We start from the raw sequence: 19,225 nt of genomic DNA on the forward strand, positions 1-19,225 counted from the left end.
GTGGTGAAACCCTCCTCCGTGTCCTCCGTCCCTCGGCTGGTCATCGCCGCGCCGTCGTCCGGCAGCGGCAAGACCACCGTCGCCACGGGGTTGATGGCCGCGTTCGCCGCGCGGGGGCTCGCCGTGTCCCCGCACAAGGTCGGGCCGGACTACATCGACCCCGGGTACCACTCGCTCGCGACCGGGCGGGTGGGGCGGAACCTCGACGCGTATCTGTGCGGGCCGGAGTCGGTCGGGCCGCTGTTCGCGCATGGTGCGCGCGGGTGCGATGTGGCGATCGTCGAGGGTGTGATGGGGATGTTCGACGGGGCCGCGGGGGAAGGTGAACTGGCGTCCACCGCCCATGTGGCGAAGTTGCTGCGGGCGCCGGTGGTTCTCGTCGTGGACGCCTCGTCCCAGTCGCGGTCCGTCGCCGCGCTGGTGCACGGGTTCGCTTCCTGGGATCCGGAGGTGCGGGTCGGGGGCGTGATTCTGAACAAGGTCGCGTCGGATCGGCACGAGGAGTTGTTGCGGGAGGCGTTGGAGTCGGCCGGGGTGCCGGTGTTCGGGGTGTTGCGGCGGGTGGCGCAGGTGGATACGCCGTCGCGGCATCTGGGGTTGGTGCCGGTCGCCGAGCGGGGCGCTGCCGCGGTGGAGGCTGTGGCGGCCATGGGGGCGCAGGTTTCCCAAGGGTGCGATCTCGAGGCGCTGTTGGGGTTGGCGCGTGGGGCCGGTGCGTTGTCCTGTGCGGCTTGGGATGCGGCTGAGGTTCTGCGTTCCTCGCCCCCGCCGCCCCTTCCCGTCCCGTCCCTGGGGGCTGCGCCCCCAGACCCCCGCTATCGGCCCGAAGGGCCTCGTCCTCAAACTCCCCCAGAGGGGGTACCCCCAGAGGGGGTACCCCCAGACGGACTGGGTGCAACCGGCCTGGGTGGCAAAGTGACCGTTGCCGTCGCCGGAGGGTCCGCGTTCACCTTCTCCTATGCCGAGCATGCCGAGTTGCTCGCCGCCGCCGGGGCCGAGGTCGTCGTCTTCGATCCGTTGCGGGATGAGCGACTGCCCGACGGCACGCGGGGGTTGGTCATCGGGGGTGGGTTTCCCGAGGTGTACGTCGATGAGTTGTCGGCCAACGAGGCGCTGCGTAAGGCCGTTGCCGAGCTGGCGTTGAGCGGTGCTCCCGTCGCCGCCGAGTGTGCGGGGCTGCTCTACCTCTGCCGGGAGTTGGACGGGCAGCCGATGTGCGGGGTGCTGGAGGCCGGTGCCCGGATGACGGGGCGGCTGACGCTGGGGTATCGGGACGCCGTCGCCGTGAGCGACAGTGTGCTGGCCGTGGCCGGGACGCGGATGCGGGGGCACGAGTTTCATCGGACCGTCGTCGAGCCCGGCTCGGGGGCGGCTGCCGCCTGGGGGGTGCGGACCCCGCAGCGGCGGGTCGAAGGTTTTGTGGAGCGCGGTGTGCACGCGAGTTATCTGCACACGCACTGGGCGTCCGAGCCCGGTGTGGCCCGTCGGTTCGTGGAGAGGTGCCGGACGTCATGAGCAGCAAGCTGGTCGGAGTCGGGGTGGGTCCCGGGGATCCGGAGCTGGTGACCGTCAAGGGTGTCAACACGCTCCGGTCCGCCGATGTCGTCGTCGTCCCCGTGATGGACGGCGGTGAGCGGGGGCGGGCCGAGGCCACCGTTCTGCACTACGTGCCCGAGGAGAAGGTCGTCCGGGTCGTGTTCGCTCTGAACGAGCGGACCGACCGGGCGCGGCGGGAGGCCGCCTGGGACGCCGCCGGTGAGCGGGTCGCCGGGCTGCTGCGGGAGTACGAGGCCGTCGCCTTCGCGACCATCGGCGATCCCAACGTGTACTCCACGTTCACCTATCTCGCGCAGACGATCGTGGAGCTGGTGCCGGGGACGATCGTCGAGACCGTTCCCGGGATCACCGCCATGCAGGATCTCGCCGCCCGGTCGGGGGCCGTCCTGACGGAGGGGACGGAGCCGTTGACGCTGGTGCCCGTGACCGCCGGTTCCGCCGTGCTGAAGGACGCGCTCGCCGGACCGGGGACGGTCGTCGCCTACAAGTTCGGGCGGCAGGCCGCCGAGGTCGCCGAGGCGCTGCGGGAGACCGGGCGGATCGGGGACGCGGTGTGGGGGTCGGCGCTCGGGCTGGCGGAGGAGTCCATCCGGCCCGCCGCCGAGCTGGACGGCGAGCCGCTGCCCTACCTGTCGACGCTCATCGCTCCCGCGCGGCGCGCGGGCGGGCGGGGCGGCAAGCTGTGAGTCGCCGCACGTCAGCTCGCCAGGCCCACCACCAGCCAAATGAAGGCCGCGCCCGCGATCGTGCACAGCACGGTCGAGCGGGCGGGGTGTTCGTGGTGGGCCTCGGGCAGGATCTCGGCGGCCGCCAGATACAGCAGCGCGCCGCCGAAGAAGCCGAGATAGCCGCCGAGCAGTTGCTCCGGGATGGTGACGAAGGACGTCGAGAGCGCGCCCAGCACCGGGGCCGCCGCGTCCGCGAACAGCATGGCCACGGCCTTGCGGCGGGCGTTCCCGTACAGGCTGGTGATCGTGTAGGTGTTGAAGCCGTCCGCGAAGTCGTGGGCGACCACCGCCAGGGCCACGGCGGCGCCCATGCCGCCGCCCACCTGGAAGGCCGCGCCGATCGCCACGCCGTCCATGGCGCTGTGGCCGACCATCGCCGCGGCGGCCGTCAGACCGACCTCGGGGGTGCGGCCGTTGTGCTCCTCCGCGCCGTGCGCGGCCTGGCGGAGTGCCAGCAGGCGTTCCACCAGATGGGCCAGCAGGAAGCCCGCCACGAAGAGCAGGAGCGCGGCGGGGACGCCGAAGACCTCCGTGCCGGCCGCGTGCAGGGCCTCCGGCAGCAGGTCCAGGCCGACCACGCCCAGCATCAGGCCGCCGGCCAGGCCCAGCACCAGGTGGCGGCGGTCGGTCACGCGCTGCGCCGTCCAGCCGCCGGCCAGCGTCATGAGGAACGCGCCGAGCGCGACGAAGACCGCCATACGCCCTTCGTATCCGATCAACCCCCGGCCGCGCACATCCGGCCCCTGCCCTGACCTCCGTCAAGACCCCCGGCAATACTTCCGTTATGACCCGTTGCGACCCGCTTACGACCTGTTGCGATCCCCTGTGAGAGGACCCGAACCCATGGCCGATGCCCCCACCGGCAAGGTGACCTTCGTCGGTGCCGGCCCCGGCGCCGCCGACCTGCTGACGTTCCGTGCCGCGCGCGCCATCGCCGCGGCCGACGTCGTGATCTGGGCCGCGAGCCTGGTCCAGGCGGAGGTTCTCGAGCACGCGGGCGAGGGTGCGGAGATCCTCGACTCGGCCACGATGTCCCTGGAGGACGTCGTCGCCGTGTACGAGCGGGCGCGCCGGGAGGGGCTCAAGGTCGCCCGGATCCACTCCGGCGACCCCGCGCTCTGGGGCGGTACGCAGGAGCAGCTCGACCGGTGCGACGAGATCGGCGTCGAGACCGAGATCGTCCCGGGCGTCTCCTCCTTCTCCGCCGTCGCCGCGCTCGCCCGGCGCGAGCTGACGATCCCGGAGGTCGCGCAGTCCGTCGTCCTCACCCGGCTCGGCGGCGGCAAGACGCCGATGCCGCCCGGCGAGGAGGTGCGCGAGTTCGCCCGGCACGGCACGACCATGGCGATCTTCCTGTCGGCCGCCCGCAGCGGGCAGTTGGTGCGGGAGCTGCTGGAGGGCGGCTATCCGACGGCCACCCCGGTCGTCGTCGCCTACCAGGCGACCTGGCCGGAGGAGCTGGTCGTGAAGTGCACGATCGAGACGCTGGAGGAGACGGTGAAGGAGCACAAGCTCTGGAAGCACACCCTCTTCCTGGTCGGCCCGGCCCTGGACGCGCACGGCACCCGCTCGCACCTGTACCACCCCGGCCACTTCCACGGCTACCGCAAGGCGGACCCGGCGGCCCGGCGGGCGCTGCGCGAACGGGGTGCGAGTACGTGATCACCGTCGTCGGCACGGGCACCGGTGCGCCTCCGCCCGAGGACGTCCTCGCGGGGGCGGAACTCGTCGTGGGCGGGGGCCGGCATCTTGACGCGGTACGGCTGCCCGACGGCGTGGAGCGGATCGTCCTCGGTGCGCTGGCGCCGGCGCTCGACGTCGTCGAGGAGTACGTCGCGAAGGACCGGCGGGTGGTCGTGCTGGCGTCCGGGGATCCGGGGTTCTTCGGGATCGTGCGGGCGCTGGCCGAGCGGTTCGGGGCCGGGCGGCTGGACGTGCGGCCGGGGGTGTCCTCCGTGGCCGCCGCCTTCGCGCGGCACGGGCTGACCTGGGACGACGCCGTCGTCGTCAGCGCGCACGGGCGGGATCCGCGGACCGCCGTGCACGTCTGCCGGGCGTATCCGAAGGTCGGCGTGCTGACCGGGCCGGGCGCCGGGCCGGCCGAGCTGGGCGCCGCGCTCGCCCGCACCGCGCCCGGCCGGGTCCTCGTGGTCGCCTCCGCCCTCGGCGACCCGGTGCGCGAGCGGGTGGAGCGGGTCTCCCCCGCCGAGGCCGCGGAACGGGACTGGGGTACGGCGGTGAGCGTCGTCCTGTGCCTGGACGAGACGCGTCCGGCGGGCGGCCCGCGCACGCTCGCGGGGCCCGCGCTCCCGCCCGCCGGGTGGGCGCTGGCGGAGGACGGCTTCGCGCACCGCGACTCGATGATCACCAAGTTCGAGGTGCGGGCGCTGGCGCTGGCCCGCCTCGGACCGCGCGCCGGTGACCTGGTCTGGGACGTCGGCGCGGGCTCCGGCTCCGTGGCCGTGGAGTGCGCGCGGCTCGGGGCCGCCGTCAGCGCGGTCGAGAAAGCGGCGGACGGGGTGGAGCGGATCCGTGCCAACGCCCGTGCGCACGGCGTCGACGTGCATGTCGTGCACGGCGCCGCGCCCGACGCGCTGGCCGAACTCGACGATCCCGACGCCGTGTTCGTCGGCGGCGGGGGCCGCGAACTTCCTGGGATCACCGCCGCGTGCGCGCGGCGGGCCCGGCGGACGGTGGTGGTCGCGATGGCCGCGCTGGACCGGGTCCCGGCCGTGCGCGGCGCGCTCACGGACGCCGGATTCGACGTCGACGGCGTGCTGTTGCAGTCCTCGCGCCTCGCGCCGCTGCCGGGGGATGTCACCCGGCTCGCGGCGACCAATCCCGTTTTCCTGCTGTGGGGGACCCGCTCCGCAGTGCGTACCGAAGGAGTTGTTCTGTGATCGGCCTCATTTCCGCCACCGCGGCGGGGGCGGCGGCGCGCGACCGGCTGGCCGCGGCATGGCCGGACCGCACGCGCGTGTACGACGGACCCGTCGGGGACGCCGTACGGCGGGCGTTCGCGGAGTGCGAGCAGCTCGTGTGCTTCCTGGCGACGGGCGCGGTCGTCCGGCTCGTCGCGCCGCTGCTCGGCGACAAGGCGTCCGACCCGGGTGTGGTGTGCGTCGACGAGGCCGGGCGGTTCGCCGTGTCGCTGGTCGGCGGGCACGGCGGCGGGGCCAATGAACTCGCCCTCGAAGTAGGCGAGTTGCTGGGCGCCGAGCCCGTGGTGACCACGGCCACGGACGCCGTCGGCATCCCCGGTCTGGACACCCTCGGCCTCCCGGTGGAGGGCGATGTGGCGGGCGTGACGCGGGCCCTGCTGGACGGGGAGCCGGTCGCGCTGGACGCCGAGGTGGCGTGGCCGCTGCCGCCGGTGCCGTTCGCCGAACGGGGCGCGTACACCGTGCGGTTGACCGACCGGGCCGTCGAACCCGGCGAGCGTGAGGTGCTGCTGCGTCCGCCGTCCCTCGTGGTCGGCGTCGGCGCCTCCAAGGGCGCGCCGGTCGAGGAGGTGCTCGACGTGATCGAGGGCGCCCTGCGGGAGGCCGGCCTGTCCGCGCGCAGCGTCGCCGGACTCGCCACCGTCGACGCCAAGGCGGCGGAGCCCGGCATCGTGGCCGCCGCCTCGCGGCTCGGGGTGCCCGTAATGACGTACTCCGCCGGGGAGTTGGCCGCAGTCGAGGTGCCCAACCCCTCCGCCGCACCGCTTGCCGCCGTCGGCACGCCGTCCGTCGCGGAGGCCGCCGCGCTCGTCGGCGGGGGTGAACTCCTCGTACCCAAGCGGAAGTCGGAGCGCGCGGACGGGCGGCCCGCGATGGCGACCTGTGCCGTCGTACGTCGGCCGGGGCGCGGGCGGCTCGCGGTGGTCGGGCTCGGGCCGGGCGCCCGCGACCTGCTCACCCCGCGTGCGCACGCCGAACTGCGGCGCGCCGCCGTGCTGGTGGGGCTCGACCAGTACGTCGACCAGATCCGCGACCTGCTGCGGCCCGGCACCCGGATCCTGGAGTCGGGGCTCGGGGCCGAGGAGGAGCGGGCCCGCACGGCCGTCGCACAGGCCCGGCGCGGGCAGGCCGTCGCGCTGATCGGCAGCGGGGACGCGGGCGTGTACGCCATGGCCTCCCCCGCGCTCGCCGAGGCGTCCGACGACATCGACGTGGTCGGGGTGCCGGGGGTGACCGCCGCGCTCGCGGCCGGGGCGATCCTCGGTGCGCCGCTCGGCCACGACCACGTGTCGATCAGCCTGTCCGACCTGCACACGCCGTGGGAGGTCATCGAGCGGCGGGTGCGGGCGGCGGCCGAGGCGGACCTCGTCGTCACGTTCTACAACCCGCGTTCCCGGGGCCGCGACTGGCAGTTGCCCAAGGCGCTGTCGATCCTCGCCGGGCACCGGGAGCCGACGACGCCGGTGGGCGTCGTACGGAACGCCTCGCGCCCGGACGGGACCAGCCGGCTGACCACGCTCGCGGAACTCGACCCGGCGTGGGTCGACATGATGACCGTCGTCACGGTCGGCAACACCGCCACCCGGAACATCGCGGGGCGCATGGTGACGCCGCGCGGCTACCGCTGGCAGGAGAGCACGCAGGAGCAGGGGGAGGCGCAGTGAATCCGACGGCCCGTGTGGTCCATCCGATCGAGCAGGAGTCCTTCCGGCGGCTGCGTGCCCGCCTCGACACCTCGCACCTCCCGCCGCTGACCCGGGCGGTGGTGGAGCGGGTCATCCACTCCGCCGCCGATCTGGAGTACGCGGACGATCTCGTCCTGGACGAGGTCGAGTTGACGCAGGCGCATGCCGTGCTGCACGCCGGTGCGCCGGTCGTCGTGGACGTGGAGATGGTCGCGGCGGGCATCACGCGCCGCGAGACCGTCTGCCGGCTGAAGGACGCCAGGTCGGGGGCGGGGCTGACCCGTTCGGCCCATGCGGTCCGGCTGGCGTACGAGGAGGTCGGCCCGGGGGCGATCTGGGTGATCGGCTGTGCGCCGACCGCTCTGGAGGAGCTGCTGACGCTCGACGCCTCCCCCGCGCTCGTCATCGGGCTGCCCGTCGGTTTCGTCGGCGCGGCCGAGTCGAAGGCCGCGCTGCGCGAGAGCGGGCTGCCCGCCGTGAGCAACGTGTCCGAGAAGGGCGGGTCGGCGGTCGCCGCCGCCGCGCTCAACGCCCTGCTGTACACACCCCTTTCGTCCCCCGCATCGTCCCCCGCATCGTCCCCCGCTTCGTCTTCCGCTTCGTCTTCCGCTTCGTCTTCCGAGGAGAAACAGTGACCACCCCGCCGCCCGCCCTGCTCATCGCCGGCCATGGCACCCGGGACGAGGCCGGGGCCGAGGCGTTCCGTGACTTCGTACGGGAGTTGGGGCGCCGTCACCCCGAACTGCCCGTCGCGGGCGGCTTCATCGAGCTGTCCCCGCCGCCGCTGGGCGACGCCGTCGCCGACCTGGTGGAGCGGGGCGTGCGCCGGTTCGCCGCCGTTCCGCTGATGCTGGTGTCCGCCGGGCACGCCAAGGGGGACATCCCGGCGGCCCTGTCCCGCGAGAAGGAACGGCACCCGGGGATCTCGTACACGTACGGGCGTCCGCTGGGCCCGCACCCGGCGCTGCTGAACGTGCTGGAGCGGCGGCTGGAGGAGGCGCTGGGCACCGTGGGGCGCACCCCGGAGGACCTGGCCGACGTGACCGTGCTGCTGGTGGGGCGCGGGTCGACGGACCCGGACGCCAACGCCGAGGTGTACAAGGCGGCGCGCCTGCTGTGGGAGGGGCGAGGGTACGCGGGCGTGGAGACTGCGTTCGTGTCGCTGGCCGCGCCGGACGTGCCGAGCGGGCTCGACCGGTGCGTGAGGCTGGGCGCGCGGCGGATCATCGTCCTGCCGTACTTCCTGTTCACCGGGATCCTGCCGGACCGGGTGCGGCAGCAGACCGATGGCTGGGCTGCCGCGCACCCGGACGTGGAGGTGCGGTCGGCGGACGTCATCGGTCCCGAGCCGGAGCTGCTCGACCTGGTGATGGAGCGGTACGCGGAGGCCGTCAAGGGCGATCTGCGGATGAACTGCGACTCGTGCGTGTACCGGATCGCGCTGCCGGGGTTCGAGGACAAGGTGGGGCTGCCGCAGCAGCCGCACTTCCACCCGGACGACGACGGAGACCACGACGGCCACAACGGTCACGGGCATCATCACCACGGAGGGCACGCGCACTCCCATGCACACTGACGGGCACGATCTGCGCCACCACGGGGACGCCGAGGTGCGGGACGACGGCTCGGAGCTCGTCGACCTCGCCGTGAACGTCCGCGCGGACACGCCTCCGCGCTGGCTGCGCGAGCGCGTCGCCGCGTCCCTGACCGGCCTCGCGGCCTACCCGGACGGGCGGGCCGCCCGGGCGGCGGTCGCGGCGCGGCACGGGCTGCCGGTGGAGCGGGTGCTGCTGACGGCGGGCGCGGCGGAGGCGTTCGTGCTGCTGGCGCGCGCCCTGAAGGTCCGTCAACCCCTGGTCGTGCACCCGCAGTTCACGGAGCCGGAGGCGGCGCTGCGGGACGCCGGACACAGCGTGGACCGGCTGATACTGCGGGAGGAGGACGGTTTCCGGCTGGATCCGGCGGCCGTTCCCGAGGACGCCGACCTGGTGGTGATCGGCAATCCGACGAACCCGACGTCGGTGCTGCACCCGGCCGAGGCGATCGCCCAACTGGCGCGGGCCGGGCGGACGTTGGTGGTCGACGAGGCGTTCATGGACGCGGTGCCCGGCGAACGCGAGGCACTCGCCGACCGGACGGACGTACCCGGTCTGGTGGTGCTGCGCAGCCTGACGAAGACCTGGGGGCTGGCGGGGCTGCGCATCGGCTACGTCCTGGCGGCGCCGGACACGATCGCCGAGCTGGAACGGGCCCAGCCGCTGTGGCCGGTGTCCACCCCGGCACTGGCCGCGGCGGAGGCGTGCATGGGCACGCGGGCTCTGGCGGAAGCCGCCCACGCCGCCCACGGCATCGCCACGGACCGGGCCCATCTCGTGGCCGGACTCGAGGAGTTCGCCTCGGACGGGGTACGGGTCGTGGGGTCGGCGGAGGGATCGTTCGTGCTGGTCCGGCTCCCCCGGGCCGCCGCCGTCCGCGATCGGCTGCGCACGCTGGGGTTCGCGGTCCGCCGTGGGGACACCTTCCCGGGGCTGGACGCGGAGTGGCTGCGGCTGGCGGTACGGGACCGGGTGACGGTGAACCGCTTTCTCCAGGCACTGGACCAGGCGCTGGCACTGACGCGGAGATGAGGGCGACAAGGACAGCGGTCCGGGGATGACGGCGGCAAGGGCGGCGGTCCGGGCATGAGGGCGCGACGTGGCGAGGGGTACGGAACCGGCGGGACGTCCGTGTCCGTGCCCCTCGCCCGTCCGGTCAGCCCCGGTTCCGGCGGGCCATCGCCACCGCTCCCCCGCCCGCCGCCAGCAGGGCCACCGCGCCGCCCGCGAGGTACGGGGTCGTCGAACTGCCGCCGGTCCGGGCCAGGTCCGCCTGTGCGGGTGCGCCCTGGGCCTTCACGTCGGCGGCCGGGGCGGCGGCACTCGGCTCGGCGGACTGGGCCTGTTCTTCGCCCTGTTGCGACTCCTCCCCCTGTTGCGACTCCTCCCCCTGTTGGGGCTCCTCACCCTGCCCCTGTTCCTCCCCCTGTTTCCGTGCGGCGGGTGTCTCGCAGGTGGCCTTCGCGAGGGTGAGGGTGCCGGTGACCTCGGCGACGTTGAGGCTCAACGGGTTGACGGAGACGGTGAGTTCGAGGGCGGTGGCGGCTGCCGTGCGGGACGTCGTCTCGCGCTGGGAGAGGTCCAGGCGGACTTCGCCCACGCCCGGCGCCTTCACCTCCGTCGTGCCGCCCGTGCTCACCGACACCTTCTTGCCGAGGACCGTCACCGAGCCCAGCACGTCGGAGGCGGCGACCGGGGCCTTGCCGGTCTCGCAGGTCGCCTTCGAGGTGACCGCGCCGATCTCGATGACGGAGAGCAGCGGGAGGCCGGGGACGTGCAGCTTGGCGTGGGCGAGGCGGGTGGAGGCCTCGGCCTTCGTGTCGTCGACCGTCGCCTTGGCCTCGGCGACGTCCGCACGCAGGACGCTGAAGGGCCTGCCGCCGTCGACACCCTTCAACTCCGCGGTGAGCGCGGTCTTTTCGGCACTCTGCGGGGCCTGCACCTCGTTCAGGGAGACGGTGAGCGGGACGTCGACGGTCTTGTTGAGCAGGGCCACGTCGAGGCCGGTGCGCAGGACGGACGCGCTCGCGCGGCCCTGGCCGTCGGTCGCGTCGGCGGGGCCCGCGCCGGCCAGGGCCGCGGGACCTGCGGCCAGGGCCGTGGTCGCCAGGACGGTGGCGACGCGGCGTGCGGGCATGCGGAAGGTGTTGCCGTTCAAGGGTGGGACCCCCAGAAGAGACGCTTCGGGACCCCGTAAGAATTACGTACAAGTGGTCAACGGTCAGCACGCTGACGCGAGTTCACTCCAACGTGAGTTTTCCGTGCACATCTTCGAATCCCGCAGCACGTACGTTCTCCACAACCCCACACACCACACGACCCTCTGCCCACCGGCCGCTGCCCTCAGCTCATCACCGTCCCGTTCAGCACCACCCGGCGCGGGGCCGCCAGCACCCGTACGTCCGCGCGCGGATCCGTGTCGTAGACGACGAGGTCCGCCGGGGCGCCCTCGTCCAGACCGGGGCGCCCGAGCCACGCGCGTGCGCCCCAGGTCGTCGCCGAAAGCGCCTCCAGCGGCGGGATGCCCGCCGTCACCAGCTCGGCGACCTCCGCGGCCACCAGACCGTGCGGCAGCGTGCCGCCGGCGTCCGTGCCGACGAAGACGGGGATGCCGGCGTCGTAGGCGGCGCGCACGGTGTCGTAGCGGCGGGCGTGCAGCCGACGGAGGTGGGCCGACCAGCGCGGGAATTTTCCCTCGCCGCCGGCCGCGAGGCCGGGGAACGTGGCGATGTTGACGAGCGTCGGCACGATCGCGACGCCGCGCTCGACGAACAGCGGGATCAGGTCGTCCGTGAGGCCCGTCGCGTGCTCGACGCAGTCGATGCCCGATTCCACCAGGTCGCGCAGCGAGTTCTCGGCGAAGCAGTGGGCGGTGACCCGCGCGCCCAGCCGGTGGGCCTCCGCGATGGCCGCTTCGACCGCGTCCCGGGGCCAGCTCGGGGTCAGGTCGCCCACCTCGCGGTCGATCCAGTCGCCGACCAGCTTGACCCAGCCGTCGCCGCGCCGGGCCTCCCGGGCGACGTACGCGACCAGGTCCTCGGGCTCGATCTCGTGCGCGTAGCCGCGGATGTAGCGGCGGGTGCGGGCGATGTGCCGGCCCGCCCGGACGATCTTCGGGAGGTCGTCGCGGTCGTCGACCCAGCGGGTGTCCGAGGGCGAGCCGGCGTCGCGGATCAGCAGGGTGCCCGCCTCGCGGTCGGCCAGCGCCTGCTTCTCGGCGACGTCCGGCTCGACCGGCCCGTGCGGGCCCAGGCCCACATGGCAGTGGGCGTCGACCAGACCGGGCAGCGCCCAGCCCTCGACGGTCCGGACGTCGCGGGCGCCGCCGGGACGGTCGTAGGAGATCCGGCCGTCGACGACCCACAGCTCGTCGCGGACGTCCTCGGGTCCGACGACGATCCGCCCCTTCACGTGCAGCACCGCGTGATCGCTCATGCACCGCACCTTATTGAATCCTCCCCCTCGTAAACGAGGGGGATTCCTGGCTCAGGCCGCCTCCGGAGGCAGCGCCTCCGGGGGTCTTCCGCCATCAGCACCAGCCGGGGTGAGCCGCTTCGTGAGCTACTTCTCGGGGCCGGCCGCCTGGTCCGACACCTGGTGCGAGGTCTCCTCCTCCACCTCGGCCATCGCCGGGTCGAGGAGGCGGGAGAGGAAGTGGCGGGTGCGTTCGTGGCGCGGGGCGCCGATGACGTCGGCCGGGGCGCCGTCCTCGACGATGACGCCGCCGTCCATGAAGACGACCCGGTCGGCGACCTCGCGCGCGAAGGTCATCTCGTGGGTCACCACCATCATCGTCATGCCCTCGTGCGCGAGCCTGCGCATGACGGCCAGGACGTCCCCCACCAGCTCCGGGTCGAGCGCCGACGTCGGCTCGTCGAACAGCATCACCTCGGGGCCCATGGCGAGGGCGCGGGCGATCGCCACGCGCTGCTGCTGGCCGCCGGAGAGGGAGGCGGGGTAGGCGCTCGCCTTCTCCGACAGGCCCACCCGCTCCAGGTTCTCGGCGGCCACCCGCGCCGCCTCCGCCTTGCCGCGCCGCAGCACCCGGCGCTGCGGCAGCGTGAGGTTCTCGGTCACCGACAGGTGCGGGAAGAGGTTGAACTGCTGGAAGACCATGCCGATACGACGGCGTACGGCGTCGATGTCGACGTCGGGGTCGGTGAGTTCGGTGCCGCCGACGAAGACCTGGCCCTTGGTCGGCTCCTCCAGCAGGTTCACGCACCGCAGCAGCGTCGACTTGCCCGAGCCGGACGGGCCGATCACGCAGACGACCTCGCCCTGGCCGATCTCCAGGTCGATGCCGCGCAGCACCTCGTTGTCGCCGAACGACTTGTGCAGGTCGCGGACTTCGATCTCGGGTCGGCTCATTTCACGGCCTCCTGGGCCTTGGCCTCCATACGGCGCACGACGAAGCCGAGCGGGACGGTCACCAGCAGATAGCAGAGGCCGGCGACCAGGATCGGCGTGGAGTTGGCCTTCTCGCTGGCCAAGTCACGGCCGAACTTGGACAGTTCGCGTTCCGCCAGGGTCACGCCCAGGAGCAGGACCAGGGAGGAGTCCTTGAAGAGGATCACGAGTTCGTTGGTGAGCGGCGGCAGGATGATGCGGAACGCCTGCGGGATGACGATGGAGATCATCGCCCGCGCGGGCGAGAAGCCCAGCGAACGCGCCGCCTCCATCTGCCCCTTGGGCACCGCCTGGATGCCCGCGCGGAAGGTCTCCGCCATGTACGCGGCCCCCACCAGGCCGAGCGCGAGGGCGGCCTTGCCGTAGGTCCCGCCGATGATCTCCGTGCCGGGGAAGGCGAGCGGTACGGCCACGCCGATGAAGACGAAGATCAGCAGGGCCGGCAGACCACGGAAGATCTCGATGTAGACACCGGCCAGCCAGCGGTACGGGCCGACCGAGGACAGCCGCATCAGCGCGATGACCAGACCGAGCACCAGCCCGAGCACGAAGCCGGACAGCGTGTACAGCACGGTGTTCTTCAGCGCCAGCGTGATGACGTCGGGGAACATCTCCTTCGCGATGTCCCACTGGGCGAACTGGTTCTTCAGCCGCCCCCAGTCGGCCGTGACCGCGAAGACGATCACCGCCGCGACGAACACCGCGTACTGCGCCCCACGCGTCAGACTGCGCTTCTGACGCCGGGTCAGGCCCTTTCGCCGGGGCTGGAGTTGTACGTCCGTATCGGCCATGGGGTCAGGAGCCCGAGGCGGAGGCGGAGGCCGGGACGGAGCCCGACGGGGAGGCGGCCACGGACTCGTCGTACGGGCCGATCCACTGCTCGTACAGCGTCTTGTAGGTGCCGTCGGACTTCGCGTCCGCCAGCGCCTTGTTGACGGCGGCGAGCAGCTTGGCGTTGCCCTTCTTCACCGTGAAGCCGTACTGCTCACCGGTGTTGAGATTGTCGACGACCTTGAAGGCGCCGGCGTTGGCCTTGTCCTTCAACCAGCCCTGGACGACCGGGTAGTCGATGATGACGGCCTTGACCTGGCCGGTGCGCAGGCCGTTGAGGACGGCGTCGGAGGACTCGAAGGAGACCGGGTCCAAACCCTGCTTCGTGGCGTAGTCCTCGCCGGTGGTCTGTGCCTGGGCGCCGAGCTTGAGGCCCTTGGACTTCACGTCGGCGAGCGAGGTGACGCCCGCGCCCTTGTCGACCAGGACGGCCTGGGTGGCGTCGAAGTAGGGGTCGGAGAAGTCGACGTTCTTCTTGCGCTCGTCGGTGATGGTCATGCCGGCGGCGGCCACGTCGCACTGGCCGGAGTTGAGGAAGGCGCCGGTCTTGAAGTTCTCGAAGGGCGTGTCGACGATCTCCTGCCGCACGCCGAGGTTCTTGGCGACGAGGTCGATCAGGGACACGTCGAAGCCCTGCACCTTGCCGTCGATCTCCGACTGGAAGGGCGGGTAGGGCAGGTGGGTGCAGGTGGTGAGCTGGCCCGCCTTGACGAGCTCGACCCCGCCGGCGGCTGCCTTGGAGCCGCTGCCGCCGTCGTCACTGGAGGTACAGGCGGCCACGAGTATCAGCCCGGCCGTCGCGGTGGTGGCGGCCAGAACGCGGATCCGGCGCCCGGGGACGGTGTTCAAGGCGAACCTTCCTGTAAGGGAACTGAGGGGGCGGAGCACATGCCGGTTACTCTCGTCACGTCTACCCCGTGAGTGAAGAGAGAGCACCCCCGTGACGCACCCGTTCCTGGATCTCGCCCCGTTGAGCGCAGCGCACTTCGCCTCGATCGAGGACCGGGTGGCCCGGCTGCTGGACACCCGGCAGGACGTCGTGATCACTCAGGGCGAGGCGCTGCTGCCGCTGGAGGGCGCGATCAGGGGGACCGCCGGTCCGGGCACGGTGGCGCTGAACGTGATCACCGGTCCGTACGGGCAGACCTTCGGCGACTGGCTGCGGGACTGCGGCGCGACCGTGATCGACCTGGCGGTGCCCTTCCACACGGCGGTGACGGCGGCGCAGATCCGGGAGGCGTTCGCCGAGCACCCGGAGATCGACTTCGTCTCGCTGGTGCACGCGGAGGCGGCGACCGGCAACACCAACCCGGTCGCGGAGATCGGCGAGGTGGTGCGGGAGCACGGCGCGCTGTTCTACCTCGACGCGGTCGCCTCGATCGGCGCGGAGCCGGTGCTGCCGGACGCATGGGGCGTGGACCTGTGCGTGATCGGCGCGCAGAAGGCGATGGGCGGCCCGGCGGGCGTGTCGGCGGTGTCGGTGAGCGAGCGGGCATGGACGCGAATGTCCGCGAACCCGCACGCGCCCCGCCGCTCGTACCTCTCCCTCCTCGACTGGAAGGAGCGCTGGCTCGACGGCGGCCGCAAGACCCTCCTGCACGCACCGGCCCAACTGGAGATGCTGGCGCTGGAGGCCTGCGTCGAGCGGATCGAGGCGGAGGGCCTGGCCACGGTGATGGCCCGCCACGCCTCCGCCGCGGCGGCGACGCGCGCGGGCGCGGTGGCCCTGGGCGGCGGCCTGGAGCCGTACGTCCACGACGCGGCGGACGCGGCACCGGTCGCCACGACCCTGAGGGCCCCGTCAGGTGTGGCGGCGTCGGAGCTGGTGACCCGGGCCCTGGAAAACGACCCGGCACTGCCGCTGGCCGCGGGCGGGGGCGCACTGGCCAAGGAGATGATCCGGGTCAACCACTACGGGGTTGACGCGGTGCAGGGTGTGGTGCGCGGAAGCCTGACGGCTCTGGGGCTGGCGCTGGAGGAGAAGGGGCTGGCCGTGGATGTGGCGGGGGCGGTGCGGGCGGTGGAGCGGGCCTGGGGGTAGGACGCAGGGTCGGACCCAAGGGGCCAACGGGCGGGGCGGGGCCTGCCGGGCGGGTCCTGTCGGGCGGGCCGCCGCACCCGACCACCACCTACCACTCGCTTAGGAGTACCGCATGATCAGTATCGGCAAGCTCGTTCCGTCCGACAGGGCTGACTGGGAGGCCCTGTTCGGCGCGTACATCGACTTCTACCAGCGCGTCGAGCCGCCCGAGATGTACGACAGGGCCTGGCACGAATTCCAGGCGGACACACGTCTGCACGCCCTCGGGGCGAGGCTGGACGGCAGGCTCGTCGGCATCACGCACTTCTTCGTCCACCCCAACACGTCGGGGCCGGACGTCTGTTACCTCCAAGACCTCTTCACCGCACCGGACGCACGCGGCAAGGGCGCGGCCCGCGCACTGATCGCCGCCGTGTCCACCTGGGCCCAGACCCAAGGCTGCTGCCGCGTGTACTGGAACACCCACGAGTCCAACAGCACGGCCCGCCACCTCTACGACAAGGTGGCGGAGAACCGCGGTTTCCTCCGCTACCAGATCGAACTGCCCCACTAGGGCGCGTATCGGGTCGTGATCAATGAGCTCGCAGCCTCCGGGGCTGGTGCCCCGTCTGGGTGCGGGGCCCGGCGATCTGCGGCTGCGCCGTGTGGACGCGAATGACCGGAAGCGTTGCCGCAGGCAGGCAGCGGCGGGGCCCGAGGGCCCCGGCTGCGTGCCCGCCGAGGCGGTGTGTCAGACCATGGCGAGCCGGTCCACCAGCAGTTCCACCCTCGGCTCGGCGTCCTCGGGCAGCAGACGGCCCGCGCGGGTCAGGGTCGCAAGGCCGTGCAGGGCCGCCCAGAACACCTCGGTGAACAGCCCCGGGTGGACGCCGTCGCCGGCGACCTCGCCGAGAGTCTCCAGCAGGGCGGCGAAGGCGTCCTTCAGAGGCTCGGGGGTGTCCTCCTGCGCGTACGCCAGGCCGCCGTCGAGCTGGAACAAGGCGTCGTAGACCGCCGGGTTGCGTGCGGCGAAGTCGAGGTAGGCGCGGGCCAGGGCGGCGGCCCGGGCGCGGGGGCGGTCCGCGGCGGAGGTCGCGGCCCGCACCGCCGTGGCCAGTTCGGCGGCCCCCTGAAGGGCGACGGCGCCGACGATCTCGCGCTTGCCTCGGAAGTGGCTGTAGAGGACGGGCTGACTGTATTCGATGCGCTCGGCGAGCCGGCGGGTGGTGACTGCGTCCCAGCCCTGCTGCTCGGCGAGTTCGCGGGCTGTCGCCACGATGAGGCGCTCGCGCTCCGCCCGTTCGCGCTGCTTGCGTTCCTGTACCGACATGAATAGATCCTAGCATCGCTAGACAATCGAGCGGCGGCAGTACTAGCGTTGCCTCATCATCTAGCAATGCTAGTTCGCGGAGGGATCGTCATGCTCAACGCACTCGAGGTCGTCACCACCGTCGTCGTCGGCCTGATGGTGGGGGTGGAGTTCTCGGTCGCCTTCATCATGAACCGGATCCTGGACGCCCTTCCCGAGGACAGCGGCCAGCTCGGCCACGCCCACGGCGGCCGGATGCTCGGCGCCCTGATGCCGTTCTGGTACATCGGCTCGCTCGTCCTCAGCGCGATCTGGGCCGTCGCCGGGTGGCACCACCACGGCGCCGGACTGGTCGCCACCGCCGCCGGACTGCTGATCGTCAGCGTGGTCATGTCGATGCTGCTGCTCGTCCCGATCAACAACCGAAACAAGACCTGGACCCCCGAGAACCGGCCCGCCGACTGGAAGGAGCAGCTGCACCGCTGGGACCGCTACCACTACGTCCGCGTCGCCATCATCATCGCCGCCTTCGCCCTGCTCACCTCCGCCCTCGTCTGAAACCATCGCTGCCCCGACATGCGCTGGTTCGTCCCTGTATATCGACGGCTTTTGCCCCGTCGGGGTGAGCCCGAGAGGGCTTCGGATTTCTGACCCCGCGGGCCGACGCCGCGCCGGTGGCCGCACAATCCCCACTCCTCAGGGGCGGCTGACCACCGAAATCCCGACATCCGGAAATGCAGCTGCCGCGCAGATCCCACAACTGCGATCCCGGCAAGCTACGCCCCTCGATCAGCCGCGTCCGCGCGGCCTGATCAGGCCCCATACGACTCAGCAAGCTCCACGAGCACTCACCGAGTTGACGAAGTCTCGCAAGGAGAAGAACAGTGTCGCTGAAGAAGATCAATACCGTACTGGCCGCCGCCTTCATCTTCTTCATCCTCTGGTTCGGGATGGAGTTCATCCTGAGCCCGGAGACGACGGCGCCGGGCTTCGGCCTGCCGAGCTGGCCGTCCGGCGACGGCGACGGCTTCCTGATCATCAAGGGAATCCGCGACGTCGTCTTGGCCCTGGTCCTGGGCATCCTGCTGGTGACGGGCCACCGCCGGGCGCTGGGCTGGGTGCTGCTGGTGGAGGCCCTCGCCGCGTACGGCGACATGACCACGGTGCTGGCCCACCACGGCTCCGTGGCCACCGCGCTCGGCGTCCACGGCCTGACCGCGACACTGATGGTGGTCAACGGCCTGCTGATAATGCGCGAGACCCGCAAGGCCGCGGCCGCTCCGGTAACACCCGCCCCGCAGCGCGCATAAGGCGCGGATCGGGCCGTGATCAATCCGTGGGTCTCGCCCCGTTCCAGGCCCTGGCCCGGTAGACCGTCGTGCGTGACGCGTGCGCAACTGACGGACGAAGAGTGGGAGTTCATCGAGCCGCACCTGCCGATCGGCGAGTACGGCCCGTACCCCAAGACCCTGCGGCAGCAGTTCGAGGGCGTGATCTGGCGGTTCCGGACCGGCGGGCAGTGGCGGGAGATGCCGAGCGAGTTCGGTGCCTGGTCAACCGTCTCCAACCGCTTCCGCCAGTGGCGTGACGCCGGCGTGTTCGATGCCCTGCTGGAGGACCTGATCGCGGAGGCGGCGAAGCGGGGCGAGGTGGACCTGTCCCTGGTCGGCATCGACTCCACCACCGCACGCGCCCACCACGATGCCGCCGGGATGCACCTGGGCCAGAAGGTCCTCACCGCCCTGGAGAAGGCCGCCGCCGAAGAGGAGAAGGCCCGGCCGAAGGGGGCAGCCCGAAGAACAAAGCGGACGCGACGCCGAAGCGGCCCCGAGCGGGAGGAACGACGCCGGGTTCGCCGCCGGCGAAAGCTGCGCCTGGAGACCGCCCTCTTGGCAGTTCCCTTCGTGGTCGACAACGGTTCGCCACCGTCTCTCGACGTGGCCGGGGGAAGCCCGCATCCGGTAACAACGATGGGAGCTTCGCCGCCCGAGCCCTGCGCACGCCGCAAGCAACGGCCACATACTCAGTCGGGCCGATCAGAGGTGGCTCAGGATCCAGGTCTGGTGGGTGATCCGGCAGGTCGAACTCGAAGGGCCTGAGCGGACCTCGATCGCAGCTGCCTCCCTCGCCGAGTGGCAGCGATCGCATGTG

General features: G+C 72.3%; 19 protein-coding genes and 1 pseudogene. 13 read left to right on the forward strand and 7 right to left on the reverse strand.

The features are described 5' to 3' along the window. The gene (locus OG352_RS09720; protein ID WP_329216023.1) at nucleotides 1-1,515 is read left to right on the forward strand and encodes a cobyrinate a,c-diamide synthase; all 1,515 of its coding nucleotides are present in this window, start codon (nucleotides 1-3) and stop codon (nucleotides 1,513-1,515) included. Next, nucleotides 1,512-2,243 carry a precorrin-2 C(20)-methyltransferase gene (gene cobI / locus OG352_RS09725; protein WP_329216024.1) on the forward strand — a complete coding sequence of 244 codons (732 nt, stop codon included), beginning with the start codon at nucleotides 1,512-1,514 and terminating at the stop codon, nucleotides 2,241-2,243. The genes OG352_RS09720 and cobI overlap by 4 nt, the downstream gene beginning before the upstream one ends. Nucleotides 2,244-2,254: 11 nt before the next feature. On the opposite strand, the gene OG352_RS09730 is transcribed toward cobI, so the two are convergent. Beyond that, entirely contained in the window at nucleotides 2,255-2,983 is a 729-nt protein-coding gene (locus tag OG352_RS09730) for a ZIP family metal transporter (RefSeq protein WP_329216025.1), read from the reverse strand. 145 nt (nucleotides 2,984-3,128) lie between these two features. Here OG352_RS09730 and cobM point away from each other — a divergent pair, with 145 nt between their 5' ends. From cobM to cobC, 6 genes are read left to right on the forward strand one after another with little or no spacing between them, the layout of a single operon-like run. Beyond that, complete coding sequence (gene cobM / locus OG352_RS09735) at nucleotides 3,129-3,947, forward strand: precorrin-4 C(11)-methyltransferase (protein WP_329216026.1); 819 nt, start codon at nucleotides 3,129-3,131, stop codon at nucleotides 3,945-3,947. Then, complete coding sequence (cbiE, locus tag OG352_RS09740) at nucleotides 3,944-5,185, forward strand: precorrin-6y C5,15-methyltransferase (decarboxylating) subunit CbiE (protein WP_329216027.1); 1,242 nt, start codon at nucleotides 3,944-3,946, stop codon at nucleotides 5,183-5,185. Before cobM ends, cbiE begins: the two co-directional genes overlap by 4 nt. Next, nucleotides 5,182-6,891, forward strand: a complete 1,710-nt coding sequence (gene cobJ / locus OG352_RS09745) for a precorrin-3B C(17)-methyltransferase (protein ID WP_329216028.1) — start codon at nucleotides 5,182-5,184, stop codon at nucleotides 6,889-6,891. The genes cbiE and cobJ overlap by 4 nt, the downstream gene beginning before the upstream one ends. Next, a complete protein-coding gene (locus OG352_RS09750; RefSeq protein ID WP_329216029.1) occupies nucleotides 6,888-7,547 on the forward strand; it encodes a precorrin-8X methylmutase in 660 nt (219 codons plus the stop codon). Before cobJ ends, OG352_RS09750 begins: the two co-directional genes overlap by 4 nt. Continuing rightward, nucleotides 7,544-8,488, forward strand: coding sequence for a sirohydrochlorin chelatase (locus OG352_RS09755; protein WP_329216031.1), 945 nt, complete (start codon nucleotides 7,544-7,546; stop codon nucleotides 8,486-8,488). The genes OG352_RS09750 and OG352_RS09755 overlap by 4 nt, the downstream gene beginning before the upstream one ends. Further along, entirely contained in the window at nucleotides 8,478-9,539 is a 1,062-nt protein-coding gene (gene cobC, locus OG352_RS09760) for an Rv2231c family pyridoxal phosphate-dependent protein CobC (RefSeq protein ID WP_329216033.1), read from the forward strand. Before OG352_RS09755 ends, cobC begins: the two co-directional genes overlap by 11 nt. 124 nt (nucleotides 9,540-9,663) lie before the next feature. On the opposite strand, the gene OG352_RS09765 is transcribed toward cobC, so the two are convergent. From OG352_RS09765 to OG352_RS09785, 5 genes are all read right to left on the reverse strand, one after another. Then, complete coding sequence (locus OG352_RS09765) at nucleotides 9,664-10,665, reverse strand: SCO1860 family LAETG-anchored protein (RefSeq protein ID WP_329216035.1); 1,002 nt, start codon at nucleotides 10,663-10,665, stop codon at nucleotides 9,664-9,666. A gap of 185 nt (nucleotides 10,666-10,850) precedes the next feature. After that, complete coding sequence (locus OG352_RS09770; RefSeq protein ID WP_329216036.1) at nucleotides 10,851-11,942, reverse strand: amidohydrolase family protein; 1,092 nt, start codon at nucleotides 11,940-11,942, stop codon at nucleotides 10,851-10,853. Nucleotides 11,943-12,068: 126 nt separating this feature from the next. Then, nucleotides 12,069-12,875: an amino acid ABC transporter ATP-binding protein gene (locus OG352_RS09775; RefSeq protein ID WP_329216037.1), complete on the reverse strand. Its 807-nt coding sequence runs from the start codon at nucleotides 12,873-12,875 to the stop codon at nucleotides 12,069-12,071. Continuing rightward, nucleotides 12,872-13,705 carry an amino acid ABC transporter permease gene (locus OG352_RS09780; protein WP_329216039.1) on the reverse strand — a complete coding sequence of 278 codons (834 nt, stop codon included), beginning with the start codon at nucleotides 13,703-13,705 and terminating at the stop codon, nucleotides 12,872-12,874. Before OG352_RS09780 ends, OG352_RS09775 begins: the two co-directional genes overlap by 4 nt. 4 nt (nucleotides 13,706-13,709) lie before the next feature. Next, the gene (locus tag OG352_RS09785) at nucleotides 13,710-14,594 is read right to left on the reverse strand and encodes a transporter substrate-binding domain-containing protein (protein ID WP_329216041.1); all 885 of its coding nucleotides are present in this window, start codon (nucleotides 14,592-14,594) and stop codon (nucleotides 13,710-13,712) included. Between the two features lie 91 nt (nucleotides 14,595-14,685). On the opposite strand from OG352_RS09785, the gene OG352_RS09790 reads away from it, so the two are divergent. Together OG352_RS09790 and OG352_RS09795 are read left to right on the forward strand one after the other, a co-directional pair. Beyond that, nucleotides 14,686-15,786, forward strand: a complete 1,101-nt coding sequence (locus OG352_RS09790; protein WP_329216043.1) for a pyridoxal-phosphate-dependent aminotransferase family protein — start codon at nucleotides 14,686-14,688, stop codon at nucleotides 15,784-15,786. Between the two features lie 112 nt (nucleotides 15,787-15,898). Further along, the gene (locus OG352_RS09795; RefSeq protein WP_329216045.1) at nucleotides 15,899-16,339 is read left to right on the forward strand and encodes a GNAT family N-acetyltransferase; all 441 of its coding nucleotides are present in this window, start codon (nucleotides 15,899-15,901) and stop codon (nucleotides 16,337-16,339) included. A gap of 177 nt (nucleotides 16,340-16,516) precedes the next feature. On the opposite strand, the gene OG352_RS09800 is transcribed toward OG352_RS09795, so the two are convergent. Next, a complete protein-coding gene (locus OG352_RS09800) occupies nucleotides 16,517-17,095 on the reverse strand; it encodes a TetR/AcrR family transcriptional regulator (RefSeq protein WP_329216046.1) in 579 nt (192 codons plus the stop codon). Between the two features lie 90 nt (nucleotides 17,096-17,185). Here OG352_RS09800 and OG352_RS09805 point away from each other — a divergent pair, with 90 nt between their 5' ends. The 3 genes and pseudogenes from OG352_RS09805 to OG352_RS09815 form a co-directional block, all read left to right on the forward strand. Further along, the gene (locus tag OG352_RS09805) at nucleotides 17,186-17,632 is read left to right on the forward strand and encodes a DUF1772 domain-containing protein (protein WP_329216047.1); all 447 of its coding nucleotides are present in this window, start codon (nucleotides 17,186-17,188) and stop codon (nucleotides 17,630-17,632) included. Between the two features lie 326 nt (nucleotides 17,633-17,958). After that, complete coding sequence (locus tag OG352_RS09810; RefSeq protein ID WP_329216049.1) at nucleotides 17,959-18,384, forward strand: DUF4267 domain-containing protein; 426 nt, start codon at nucleotides 17,959-17,961, stop codon at nucleotides 18,382-18,384. A gap of 72 nt (nucleotides 18,385-18,456) precedes the next feature. Next, nucleotides 18,457-18,966, forward strand: a pseudogene (locus tag OG352_RS09815) (transposase); the annotation flags it as partial. Nucleotides 18,967-19,225 lie beyond the last annotated feature (259 nt).

The sequence above is a fragment of the Streptomyces sp. NBC_01485 genome (assembly GCF_036227125.1).
GTDB lineage: Bacteria > Actinomycetota > Actinomycetes > Streptomycetales > Streptomycetaceae > Streptomyces.